The 9,590-nt window shown below is 61.0% G+C and carries 16 protein-coding genes; 1 reads left to right on the forward strand and 15 read right to left on the reverse strand.

The window, feature by feature from the left end; translation table 11 throughout:
* Positions 1–36: 36 nt before the first annotated feature.
* From HMPREF2914_RS00185 to HMPREF2914_RS00220, 9 genes are all read right to left on the reverse strand, one after another.
* Entirely contained in the window at positions 37–1,203 is a 1,167-nt protein-coding gene (locus HMPREF2914_RS00185; RefSeq protein ID WP_023981203.1) for a site-specific integrase, read from the reverse strand.
* 394 nt (positions 1,204–1,597) lie between these two features.
* The gene (locus HMPREF2914_RS00195; protein WP_031691834.1) at positions 1,598–1,921 is read right to left on the reverse strand and encodes a hypothetical protein; all 324 of its coding nucleotides are present in this window, start codon (positions 1,919–1,921) and stop codon (positions 1,598–1,600) included.
* 44 nt (positions 1,922–1,965) lie between these two features.
* A complete protein-coding gene (locus tag HMPREF2914_RS00200; RefSeq protein ID WP_023981202.1) occupies positions 1,966–2,379 on the reverse strand; it encodes a hypothetical protein in 414 nt (137 codons plus the stop codon).
* Positions 2,376–2,867: a hypothetical protein gene (locus HMPREF2914_RS00205; RefSeq protein ID WP_023981201.1), complete on the reverse strand. Its 492-nt coding sequence runs from the start codon at positions 2,865–2,867 to the stop codon at positions 2,376–2,378. Before HMPREF2914_RS00205 ends, HMPREF2914_RS00200 begins: the two co-directional genes overlap by 4 nt.
* On the reverse strand, positions 2,860–3,033 hold the full coding sequence (locus HMPREF2914_RS32585; protein WP_023981200.1) for a hypothetical protein: 174 nt from the start codon (positions 3,031–3,033) through the stop codon (positions 2,860–2,862). The genes HMPREF2914_RS00205 and HMPREF2914_RS32585 overlap by 8 nt, the downstream gene beginning before the upstream one ends.
* A complete protein-coding gene (locus HMPREF2914_RS00210) occupies positions 3,033–4,304 on the reverse strand; it encodes a hypothetical protein (RefSeq protein WP_078452301.1) in 1,272 nt (423 codons plus the stop codon). Before HMPREF2914_RS00210 ends, HMPREF2914_RS32585 begins: the two co-directional genes overlap by 1 nt.
* Positions 4,301–4,507 carry a hypothetical protein gene (locus HMPREF2914_RS30975; RefSeq protein ID WP_023103693.1) on the reverse strand — a complete coding sequence of 69 codons (207 nt, stop codon included), beginning with the start codon at positions 4,505–4,507 and terminating at the stop codon, positions 4,301–4,303. The genes HMPREF2914_RS00210 and HMPREF2914_RS30975 overlap by 4 nt, the downstream gene beginning before the upstream one ends.
* Positions 4,471–4,719: a hypothetical protein gene (locus HMPREF2914_RS00215; RefSeq protein WP_023981198.1), complete on the reverse strand. Its 249-nt coding sequence runs from the start codon at positions 4,717–4,719 to the stop codon at positions 4,471–4,473. Before HMPREF2914_RS00215 ends, HMPREF2914_RS30975 begins: the two co-directional genes overlap by 37 nt.
* 82 nt (positions 4,720–4,801) lie before the next feature.
* Positions 4,802–5,152 carry a hypothetical protein gene (locus HMPREF2914_RS00220; RefSeq protein ID WP_023981197.1) on the reverse strand — a complete coding sequence of 117 codons (351 nt, stop codon included), beginning with the start codon at positions 5,150–5,152 and terminating at the stop codon, positions 4,802–4,804.
* Between the two features lie 116 nt (positions 5,153–5,268).
* Between HMPREF2914_RS00220 and HMPREF2914_RS00225 the strand changes: the two genes are divergently transcribed.
* On the forward strand, positions 5,269–5,625 hold the full coding sequence (locus HMPREF2914_RS00225; protein WP_023981196.1) for a hypothetical protein: 357 nt from the start codon (positions 5,269–5,271) through the stop codon (positions 5,623–5,625).
* 5 nt (positions 5,626–5,630) lie between these two features.
* On the opposite strand, the gene HMPREF2914_RS00230 is transcribed toward HMPREF2914_RS00225, so the two are convergent.
* The 6 genes from HMPREF2914_RS00230 to HMPREF2914_RS00255 all read right to left on the reverse strand — a co-directional run bounded on the left by HMPREF2914_RS00230 (position 5,631) and on the right by HMPREF2914_RS00255 (position 9,502).
* On the reverse strand, positions 5,631–6,167 hold the full coding sequence (locus HMPREF2914_RS00230) for a DUF4406 domain-containing protein (RefSeq protein ID WP_023981195.1): 537 nt from the start codon (positions 6,165–6,167) through the stop codon (positions 5,631–5,633).
* Positions 6,164–7,603, reverse strand: a complete 1,440-nt coding sequence (locus HMPREF2914_RS00235; protein ID WP_023981194.1) for a DNA cytosine methyltransferase — start codon at positions 7,601–7,603, stop codon at positions 6,164–6,166. Before HMPREF2914_RS00235 ends, HMPREF2914_RS00230 begins: the two co-directional genes overlap by 4 nt.
* A gap of 63 nt (positions 7,604–7,666) precedes the next feature.
* Positions 7,667–7,969, reverse strand: a complete 303-nt coding sequence (locus HMPREF2914_RS00240; RefSeq protein WP_012613688.1) for a hypothetical protein — start codon at positions 7,967–7,969, stop codon at positions 7,667–7,669.
* Positions 7,969–8,643 (reverse strand): beta clamp domain-containing protein, encoded by a 675-nt coding sequence (locus tag HMPREF2914_RS00245; protein WP_023981193.1) that lies wholly within the window; start codon positions 8,641–8,643, stop codon positions 7,969–7,971. The genes HMPREF2914_RS00240 and HMPREF2914_RS00245 overlap by 1 nt, the downstream gene beginning before the upstream one ends.
* Before the next feature lie 213 nt (positions 8,644–8,856).
* A complete protein-coding gene (locus tag HMPREF2914_RS00250) occupies positions 8,857–9,105 on the reverse strand; it encodes a hypothetical protein (RefSeq protein ID WP_023981192.1) in 249 nt (82 codons plus the stop codon).
* 10 nt (positions 9,106–9,115) lie between these two features.
* The gene (locus HMPREF2914_RS00255; RefSeq protein WP_023981191.1) at positions 9,116–9,502 is read right to left on the reverse strand and encodes a response regulator transcription factor; all 387 of its coding nucleotides are present in this window, start codon (positions 9,500–9,502) and stop codon (positions 9,116–9,118) included.
* Between the last annotated feature and the right edge of the window lie 88 nt (positions 9,503–9,590).

Below are 9,590 nucleotides of genomic sequence, written 5' to 3' on the forward strand. Positions count from 1 at the left end.
GGAGGGGCTTGGAAGGCGCGGGTTACGGGGTTTTGCCTATGCCTTGTGTACCACTTTTGTACCAATCGCGAGCCGATCAAGCTTGTCGAGTTCGGCCCTGTCGGCATCAGAGTTCATCCACTTCGCATAGGTGGACAGTAGCATTTGTACGCTATGACCGAGCTGGTTCGCAATGAACGCCGGATTCATCCCCGCCATTAGGCACATGGTCGCGTAGGTGTGCCGAGTGTCGTACTGCCGGCGGCGCCTGATCTTGAGCTTCACCAGGGCCTTGAGCAGATAGTCTCTCGTTGTGCTGTCGGACTTGATGTAGGAATCTCCGTCTGCTGGCGCAAACACATACTCGCTACGCAGCTTCGTCAGTCGCTCGGCAACCCTGAGCGCATGCATTGCCCTGCTGTTCAACAGCACCGTCCGCTCCTCCTTGGTCTTCACGCGCTCAAAGACCTTGCCCTTCACCCGACCCCGCCACACATGGGCAGTTTGCTTGCCCATATCAATATCTGCCCATCTCAGCGCCGCCTGTTCTGCCGGCCGCATCCCCGTGAAGAAGGCAAACTCGAACCATGCAGCGTAGATTTCGGTCAGCCCGCGACAGGTTTCGTAGAGGTACCCGATGATCCGTTCGGCGTCGTCGCGCTCGTATGGATCTACCTGCTTTTTCGCGAGACGCGGCCGAGCAATCGATGCGCACGGATTGCGATTGATCAAGCCGTCCGCCAGCGCCGATTTGAAGATGCTCGAAAGCTTGTCGACAGCGTTACGGCGCACACCAGCGGAACTCCATTCGGTATTGGCGACAATGCGGCGAACATCGGCGGCCGACACAAGATCAATCCTCGCCTCGGCGAGATGTGGCATCCAGTAGCGGTTGAGCGTGCCCTTGTAGTTGCTGCGTGTTGTCTCGACGATTTCCCTGCTGTCGAGCCAGATTTGGGCGTACTCGCCGAAGGTGGGAATCGACGCACTTTTGACGTAAGAAGAGTCCGGGAAGAACTCCGCGTACTTCTCTTCGGTCATCACCCCCAGCTTGATCAGTTGGACTACCTGAGTTCTGAGACGATCGGCCTCGGCGATCCCTTTCGCTGTCGGGGGATATGCAAGCGTCTCGCAGCGTCGGGTGTTCCAGGTGAACCGGATGCGGACGTACTTCCCTTGGACGACTTCAATGCCGGTCGGCAGGGTGCGCGGCTTTCTGCCCATTCGTTGTACCTCGAAATGTAGTAGTAGATTCGGCCGTTCTCTTTTGCCCAGACCCAGCGCGGGATCAGGCCCTGGTAGCGCTGGTGTTCCAGAGACTTCGGGGAGCAGCCGATCAGGCTAGCCATGACGGGCTCCATTACGCGGTCGACCGGGTGCTCGATCTTCTTGGCGGTTTCCATTGGCAATACCTCCCCGTCCTGCTGGCGCTGGTCGGGAAAATGGTTTTCGGGGACTGGCAGCCTATTCGGCTACCGGCGAGCTAGAACGAGCAGCCCCATTGCAGGGCTGCGAATGCTGGCGCTAGCTCGATCACTGCGTGTAGCGCGACCAGGCTGGCGCCAATGACGGCTACTGCCGCCAGTCGGGAAAGGGCTTTCTTCATGGTGGTTCCGGATCAGTCGCCCGCGGCCTTCGAGATCAGGTGCATGAGCATTTCGCGCAGTTGCTCGCGCTCGAGCACCTGGCCGGTCTTTGCGTACTCATCGGCCTGACGCAGGATCGCGTCGATCTCAATCTCGAACATCGGCGAAAGCACGTCTGGCTCACACTGTTCGAGCAGCAACTGGATTGCGCGAGTCGGATGTGCCATCGCTACGCCGAGCCAGTTGTAAGCTGACGCGGTGCGGTAGTACTTCAGGCCAGCCAGTTCATGCCGGCGCGGCGGGCGGAATTGTGGGGGCTGGTAGGGCATATTCAATCCGGGTAGTGGGTAGCCCATTATCCGAATTGCTGTATATGCGTACAGTGGCTGGCGATGGGTGGCTATGCAACGTCCTGATGGAGCTTCGTGCGTCGCCACTTCTGAACCGCTTGCCCTATATCTTCCTGGGTGAACGTTGCCCCGCTGAATTTCCAGACAAGGCATCCGTCAATTGCATCGCACTCAGCTAATACAGAGCCGCACGGCATCTTGATATCAACGGGTTGTAGAAGCATATCGGTAAAATCTTCAGGATCTGCATCCATCCACCCTCCGACATGCCGCTCAACCTCGGACACAACATCTTCCACTTCGAAATCCCTTCGAGACCAGCCTAGCGCAGCGACGATCGCGCGAATCCCGCGCTCCCACCGATCCTTTCGTACTAGCGCGCCGTCCTGGCGGAACTCGTAATCTTCGACCTTGGCGTCACGAAACTCCGGCCGGCGAAAATCCAGTTCAGTTACCTCTCTCATTGCTTCCCTCCCTCCTGCTCGCTCAGCAGGGCGCGCAACTCTTCAAGTGCGCCAATGCGGTCCTGCGCATCCGAACTGGTAAGTGCCGGAGTTACGATCCGCCGCAACAGCCCCTCGCTGACCGTCATACCGTTGAGGCGCGCCAGTTCGTCGAGGCAGGCGTTCCAGCCGCTATTACGATTCAGCCCTGGGACTCCGGCATTTAGGAGTTTTCGCTCCGGCACAACAGCCACCCTTGCGCGCAGTTCCGATAGTTCGCCGAGGCAGGCTTTCAAGTGCGCTTGCAACTGATAATTCGCAGCCTGCTCGTCGCAGAAGTTTTGTCGAGCAAGGTCTCGTTCGAGTTTGAAATCATCTCTCGCCATTCGCAGCGCTGCGACTTCCTCCCTTAGCGCCTGGGCCTCGGCTTCGAGTGCGTCGAAGTCATCCTCACGGACGCACCGGATGTTCCGCGCCTCATCGCACCAGAACCGCTGAACCTTACTCATGACCTACCTCCTTGCCGGGCGCGGCGGCGCACAGAGAGCGCAGTTCCTCGGCCCGCGCCTTCGCCTCCTTTTCACTGTTGAAAACGTCGCGGCACTCCATCATCTGCTGGCTGCCTAGCCGAACCGGGACTACTTGAAGATCAATAGTTACGCCGTACAGGATCATCACTCACCTCCTTGCGCCGGAGCGGCGGCGAGCATGGCGCGCAGTTCTCGGAGCAGAGCTTTCCCAGTAGTGCCGCGCTGCGCGAGGAATTCAGACAGGCGCCCGATGAACCCCTCCGGCACGCTGTGCTGAGCCGAGTTGCCGGGCGCGGCGGCGAGCAGTTCGTCATGACTTGGGCCGCACAGCAAGCCAGTGTCACCGCCTAAGCGGCGAATTACCTGGCGCCAGGTATCGTCAAGCGCTCGACGGTGAACGTTGATGAGCGGGCGTAGCGAAACCTCCGCGTGCCAACGGTCAACGGCCCACTCCAGTAGCTCCGGCACGCTGTGCTGAGCCTGGGCGGCTTCATACAAACCCGCCAACTTCGCATGCGCCTCGTTCATGCCGGCGATGGTGCGTTCTTGCTGTTCGACCCTGGCCAGGGCGGCGTCGCGCTCTTTACGCATTTCATCCCAGTCCGCGAGTCGCTGCTCTGCCTGCTCTGCCCACGAATCGCGATCCGCCCGCAGCTCCCCGACGATGCGGTCTTGTTGTTCGAGTAGGTCAGCGGCTTTCTCGGCGTACTCGACGATGGAAGCGTCGCACCCTGTATCGCGGCCTTCGGCATCCTCGAAGCGCAGATCAACGTTGTCTCCGTCGATGTCTTCAGCGTCCATAGCGCCGATGTTGCGCAGGACGAACGCGACTTCTGCTACCTCCGGCCGATCCGCCTCTGCCTGCTCGGCTTGCGGCACATCCCCTGCTGGCCGAGTCGCATACTCCAGCATCCGTTCGATCAGGTCGGCGTTGAAGATGCTGTTGTCGCGAATGAAATCTACGACCCATGTCGGATCGTAGGAGGACCATTCAGCGGGTCGGCTATCGGTAGTCGGGGAGGATTGCGTCAGTGCTCCTGCCAGCATGCGAATGCACTTTTCATCGTCAGCGATCAGCGCCATTTCTTCGAACAGCTTGCGGGCAAATTCGATATTGCTGACCGGTACGGGGGAGGATTGCGCCAGGGCGGCGCGGGATACTGCAACCAGCACCGCCTCGACGTTTTCCGGGCTTGTTGACCTTTTCGCGCGGTCGTCCAGTCCCTCGTAGACGCATTTCGGGCAGTAGATGCTGCAAACGCCTCGCACCATTAGACGGCTGCCGCAGTCTCGGCAGAACAGGCCGGGCTTCGAAGCGCGCTCATCCCCGCCTGCCTGCTCTGCAGGATGTGCCGGGCACGGCCAGCGCAGCGACCCGTCCCCGGAAGGGCAGGTGCAAATCTTTGATTCGGTCATGGGAGCTTTCTCCAGGCCTCGGTTTCGAGGTCAGAAACGGTTATCAGTCGGCGCCGGCGCTCGATGTTTTCGAGTTGCAGGACATTGCCCAGGCTGTCGATGACGACCCAGTGAATGCCGGTGGGAATGTGCAGGTAGCGTGCTGGCGCGGGAGAGCAGAGGGCTTTTATGCGGCGGTATGCGGCGTTTTCGTCGAATGACATGGCGGGCAGGCTCCGTAAGGTGGTGCCGTGTAGCAGTGCTCACCGCTGGCGCCCTGGTCTGCGTCGTTTGCGATCTCGTTCAGTTGTCGCGCGAGCTGTCGCAGTTGAGCGGATGAGAGCAGGGCGCCGAGGCGTGGGAGGCCGTTGACCTCGGCCAGGCGCTGGCCATCCTCGCCGTCCAGGAACAGCGCGGTCAGGTTGAGGGTGTGCATGGCGTTTCCTCGGGAGGCCGGCACCGGATGCAGTTGCATTGCCCGATGCGCTGGCCAGTTGTGCGGCAGTAAATGGGGGCGTTCACAACAGCTCTCCCTGCAACTGACACTGGCTGGCCAGTTTCAGTAGGTTGCGAGTGGTTGGCTTGAAGCCTTTAGTATCCGGGTAATACTCATGAGGATGACCCTCCGGATACGTCTCGAATGGCCCGTGCCAAAACCAGTTCATAAGCCAGTCTTGCCAGACGGTGTAGGCGTCCTGCCCTTCACCCCAATAGTCGACACCACCACCGACGGAAAGAACATGCCGAACTCGGGTACCTTGCTCATATGCGAGTTCAGACGGTTCTTCGTCGCGCCAGGCGCCGCTGTAGGACGCCGGGTAAAGCTCGACCAGTCGCTTGCTCAGCTTCTTCTCGATGCGCGCCTTCATGGCGCCCCCTGCGGTTTTTCTGCGGACATAGGGAATACCTCTCGCCTGCTGGCGATTTGGAATTAGTTGGACTAGGTTCTGCGTGAAATCGGATCGAGCCCTAAGGAGGCATGTCCATGGATCAGAAATTGCTGGACGACATTATCTCGACATCTATTGGTGGGGCCGCCGGTGGGGCAGTAGCTGGATTGGTCCTCTACGGCGTTCAAGGTTTCCATGCCTGGCTTAAGGCTTTCCTGCATGGGAGACGGGTGTATTCCTGGCTAAAGTCGGAGTCTTCTAGAGAGGGAGCGCCTGACTACAGGTCTACCAAAGCGATCGCAAGCCACACCAACTTGACGTTGGATAGGGTTCGATACCTATGTAGTCGCGATAAGAGAATCCACATGTCCACCGGTGAGAGGGACGACCTCTGGACGCTCAATGAACAGAAGAAAGAGCCGCAGTATCAGATGCATGTCCTTGACCGCTGATAGAGCTATTGGGAAAGGGCTTGCTTGGCGATCTTGAGCACGTCCATCCCGATGCCTCCGGTAGAGACGTCGGTGAGCGCTGCGATCTGCTCGAGGGCCTGCCGTGCGGTTGCCAGTTGATCCTCGGGGGACTGGTACGCCGGCATTCCGGCCAGGCGCCGGCACACGAAGGGGTCGTTGTCGCTCGGAATGCCGCAGCAGGTGAATTGGATTGCGCGGCACTTGCAGACGAAGTCGGGCTCAGGGAGCGCCTCGGCGTCGACGACGTGCATGCCGAGTGTGATAGCGAGGTTGCGCTCGATGTTCGCGCCGCGGGACCGCTCCCACCCTGGAAGCAGGGCCAGGATGTCGCAGTCCATCAGCCGCTTGATCCCGTCGCGCATGAATGCCGCCCACGGCGATCCGCGGTAGACCATGTTGACCGCTGGGTTCTCGACGATATAGCCGAGGGCGCGGATCCGCTTCTCCTCGGCGTTGAACGCGGGGTAGTTGAAATCAGGAAGGCCCGTCATCGGACCCGCAAGATAGACGCGATGCATCATGAGAGTTTCTCCAGATGAGCTTTAAGGCGGCGCCCGATCCAGCGCACGACAGGGACAGCCTTCGAGTTTCCGATCGCCTTGTATCGCGGGCCGTCAGGGCATTCAGTAGCGGGCTTCCCACGCCAAGGGATCAGCGTGTAGTCGTCGGGGAATCCCTGCAGGCGCTCGCATTCCCGGGGGGTGAGGCGACGGACTCCAGTTGTGTTCTGTACCGCAACCTGGCCACCGGCGTTGGCGTGGCTGTCGCCGTGCCCCATCGCGTGTAGCGTCGGCGCAACCTCGCCGGCGTCGGCGCCGTAGTCCTTGCAACTGAAGGCAATGGGTGGCTGACTCGATGCAGGCAGTGTGTGGCACAGCCCGGGAGTGGGTTGGCTGCGATTCGTCACGCTGGTGATCTGGTTCGGATCGAATACGGCATTTTCCTGGCCGTGGTTCCTGCCCAGCGTGTGGGCAATCCCCAGCGCGACATCTGGATCCTGCGTACCATGCACCACGAAGGTCTCCGTCTCCGCGTCCATGCGGGTGCCGCCAGGGTGTGCGCTCAGTGCGGTGCTGACATCGGTCTGCTTGCAGTTCGCGCTACCACCGAAGGCAACTAGAAGCCCTGACTCAGCATCCTGCAGGGTTGCGGAACCGGCTGCTTTGCCGCCCGCCTGGAGCGTTCCCGCAATCAGGTTTACGGGGTTGCAGTCGTTTCCGGCAGGGATTCCACTGTTCTTTCCAAGGCTGCTTGTAAGAGTTCCGGCAACGTTCGTCCCCTGGCCTCGGCGCGGCGGATGATCCCTGCGCATGCCTTCGCGCTCAAAAAGTACTTCGCATGGATCGAATCCTGCTCGAGCACTTGCGATAACGAACACACGTCGGCGTCGTTGGGCCAGGCCGAAATATTGGGCATCCAGAATCCTCCACGCGGCTGTTCGCTTGGGTCCATACACACAACCAGCGTCCTTCCATTTGCCCCCTGGCGGCTGGAGTTCTTCGGATTCGCCCACCAGGGCTGCGAGGAAGCAGCCGAAGGCGTTTTCCTTGTCCGAGAGGACGCCTGGAACGTTCTCCCACCAGGCGATGCACTCGGGCTCACTGCGGTGGGTTCTAACAAGGTCAATTGCATCGATGGTCTCCACGAACTTGATGGTCAGGGCGCCGCGCGGGTCGGTCAGGCCTTCGCGCCAACCTGCGACGCTGAAGGCTTGGCATGGAGTCCCGGCAATAGCCAGGGGGGGAGCCTCGATCGCCCCTGTGAGGATGCGTCGGATGAGCTTTGTCATGTCCCCATGGTTTGGAACGCTGGGGTAGTGGTGAGCCAGCACGGCAGATGGGAATGGTTCGATCTCGGCGAACCAGCGTGCTCGGAACCCGATTGGCTCCAGGGCAACGCTGGGCGCCTCGATGCCGCTGCACATGGTGCAGAAGTCGAGTTCCTGGTGATGGTTCATCTTGATCTCTGGACGAGTAGAGCCGCGCCGGCCTGTGGCTAGCGTCGGTGATCTGGTGGTGGGTTACTGTTCGTCGTCGGCTACGGAGAGACCGGCGGCGAGTAGTTGTCGCGACACGTTTTCGCTTGGCGTGTATTCGTGTCGCGACACAACGAGGAGAGGCAGGAGGTCGGCATCGGGCAGGGCTGAGGCGTTGAGTAGCAGCGTCGAGAACGCTTCTCGCCAGTCCTCGAAATCGCCGACCGCCTGCAGGCGCTCGAACGCGGCGTCGATCGCCGGCGGGGAGGGCAGCTTGCGCTCGGGGATGCCGGCCTCGCGCTGCCGCTGGCGCTTCTCCCGCTGGCGCTGGGCGTTGGTCTTGGCCATCAGGCCACCTTCTTCGCCTTGAGCCCCAGGAAGTCGGGCAGGCCGTCGTATCGTTCTTCGTGATCAGCGCGGCGCGGCATCACCCCGGCGAAGAAGTTCTTCAGGTGCTCATGGTCAGGGAATGTGCAGCGGATCAGAGAGTTCGGATCTGCCTGTCGCAGTACGAGGTTCGGTGCGCTGCCCCGGTTGAATATCCTCACGACCTTCTCGAACGTTCCCAGGTACGCAGGATCTACCGCGGTGATCGGCGACCCCATCCCCTGAGCCGGAATCGGTCGGCGCCAGTCCGGGTACTTTCCGTCGACAAGTTCGAGCTGCGCGCTGATCAGAGTGCCAGGATCGAACGGCGCGAACTGTTTCACGTCATCGGGAGCGGGCCAGTCGGAATCGGAGATCACCCCTGCGCGTTCGTAGATGAACGCCGTGCCGGCGTTGCGTTTCTTCAGGCCAGCGACCAGCGCCTTGCTCGGGCTGATGATGATCTTATTGCTAGCCCAACCGTCAGGGTCGTGCATGACTCCGATGTGGTGGCCGTTCGTTGCGATCAGTAGAACGCCTCCCTGAGACGCCGGCTCGATGCTGATACCGTTGAGGTAGTAGCGGACATCGTTATGCGCCATGAACAGCGACACGGCGGCGAGGTAGTGGGCCTTTGCCCTGGCGAGTAGTTCCATGGGGTATCTCCGGTCAGAAGATGTAGGAGTGTTGGCGGCTGGCGCTTGAGCGGTAGGAGACCGTTCGAGGCTTCGCCTCTTGAACTGCTGGCGCGGCGGCGGACGGCGGCGTCCTGGGTGGCTGTTGCCGAACAGCCGCGGGGAGCACGAACACAAGCACGATGAAGCCCAGGGCTGCACCGATGCCGCCGGTTCGAATTGCTCGACGTTTGGTCACTTGGCGGCCTGCTGGCGCTTCAATTGCTCTGCATAGGCGCATGCTTCGTTGTGGTTCCGGCGGAACCCGCGCACCTTGCCGGTGGCAGTTTCGACGATGTGGAAGAAACCGCGCCCCTGAGGCACGACCTGGTAGGGTTCCGCTGCCGCAGTAGCCATGATCCGCTGAGCGAACGCCATGCGGGCGAGGGCGGTCTGGGAGAGCAGGCCGGCGAGAACTTCGGTTTGTTCCTGATGCTTCAGCATGATGGTTCTCCTACGCGTTGATGGTGATTTCTTCGATCCGGCGAATGGTGCGGGCTTCGGTGAGTCGTCGCTCGTTGCTCGGCCTGCGGTTCCGGTTCATGTGGTCGTCATCGATCAGCGGGTGGCCGGCGACGAGGAATGCGAGCACGAAGACGGCCGGCGAGATGATTCCGCGACGGAACGCCTCAAGCACCAGTCCGCGCACGCTGCGCACGCCCATCTTGAATTTCGCGTCGTCGAGACGTTTCTCGACAGTCCCTGGGGAGATACCCATGCGCCGCGCGACTTCCTTTGCGGTCAGTTCGCTGGCGCTCCAGGCGGTAGCTTCGAGTTCGCGGGGAGCCAGGCCGAGGCCCTGGCGGCCGATCCATCCGCCGCAGTTGATGGTTGCGTGCATGGTTGATTCCTTGGCTGCATGGGTCAGCACTCGGCATTGCGTGGAGTGCTCGCGCATGAAGTCGAGAGAGGGGTGAAGCGGGGCGCCC

Source organism: Pseudomonas sp. HMSC067G02 (genome assembly GCF_001813485.1).
GTDB lineage: Bacteria > Pseudomonadota > Gammaproteobacteria > Pseudomonadales > Pseudomonadaceae > Pseudomonas > Pseudomonas aeruginosa.

What these genes read in the sequence shown, in the direction of transcription:
- HMPREF2914_RS00200 (WP_023981202.1), bottom strand. Translation starts at nt 2,379, where the DNA reads ATGAGAGAGGTAACTGAACTGGATTTTCGCCGGCCGGAGTTTCGTGAC.
- HMPREF2914_RS32585 (WP_023981200.1), bottom strand. Translation starts at nt 3,033, where the DNA reads ATGATCCTGTACGGCGTAACTATTGATCTTCAAGTAGTCCCGGTTCGG.
- HMPREF2914_RS00240 (WP_012613688.1), bottom strand. Translation starts at nt 7,969, where the DNA reads ATGGCCAAGACCAACGCCCAGCGCCAGCGGGAGAAGCGCCAGCGGCAG.
- HMPREF2914_RS00210 (WP_078452301.1), bottom strand. Translation starts at nt 4,304, where the DNA reads ATGACCGAATCAAAGATTTGCACCTGCCCTTCCGGGGACGGGTCGCTG.
- HMPREF2914_RS00220 (WP_023981197.1), bottom strand. Translation starts at nt 5,152, where the DNA reads ATGAAGGCGCGCATCGAGAAGAAGCTGAGCAAGCGACTGGTCGAGCTT.
- HMPREF2914_RS00225 (WP_023981196.1), top strand. Translation starts at nt 5,269, where the DNA reads ATGGATCAGAAATTGCTGGACGACATTATCTCGACATCTATTGGTGGG.
- HMPREF2914_RS00245 (WP_023981193.1), bottom strand. Translation starts at nt 8,643, where the DNA reads ATGGAACTACTCGCCAGGGCAAAGGCCCACTACCTCGCCGCCGTGTCG.
- HMPREF2914_RS00250 (WP_023981192.1), bottom strand. Translation starts at nt 9,105, where the DNA reads ATGCTGAAGCATCAGGAACAAACCGAAGTTCTCGCCGGCCTGCTCTCC.
- HMPREF2914_RS00230 (WP_023981195.1), bottom strand. Translation starts at nt 6,167, where the DNA reads ATGATGCATCGCGTCTATCTTGCGGGTCCGATGACGGGCCTTCCTGAT.
- HMPREF2914_RS00235 (WP_023981194.1), bottom strand. Translation starts at nt 7,603, where the DNA reads ATGAACCATCACCAGGAACTCGACTTCTGCACCATGTGCAGCGGCATC.
- HMPREF2914_RS00205 (WP_023981201.1), bottom strand. Translation starts at nt 2,867, where the DNA reads ATGAGTAAGGTTCAGCGGTTCTGGTGCGATGAGGCGCGGAACATCCGG.
- HMPREF2914_RS00195 (WP_031691834.1), bottom strand. Translation starts at nt 1,921, where the DNA reads ATGGGCTACCCACTACCCGGATTGAATATGCCCTACCAGCCCCCACAA.
- HMPREF2914_RS00185 (WP_023981203.1), bottom strand. Translation starts at nt 1,203, where the DNA reads ATGGGCAGAAAGCCGCGCACCCTGCCGACCGGCATTGAAGTCGTCCAA.
- HMPREF2914_RS00255 (WP_023981191.1), bottom strand. Translation starts at nt 9,502, where the DNA reads ATGCACGCAACCATCAACTGCGGCGGATGGATCGGCCGCCAGGGCCTC.
- HMPREF2914_RS30975 (WP_023103693.1), bottom strand. Translation starts at nt 4,507, where the DNA reads ATGTCATTCGACGAAAACGCCGCATACCGCCGCATAAAAGCCCTCTGC.
- HMPREF2914_RS00215 (WP_023981198.1), bottom strand. Translation starts at nt 4,719, where the DNA reads ATGCACACCCTCAACCTGACCGCGCTGTTCCTGGACGGCGAGGATGGC.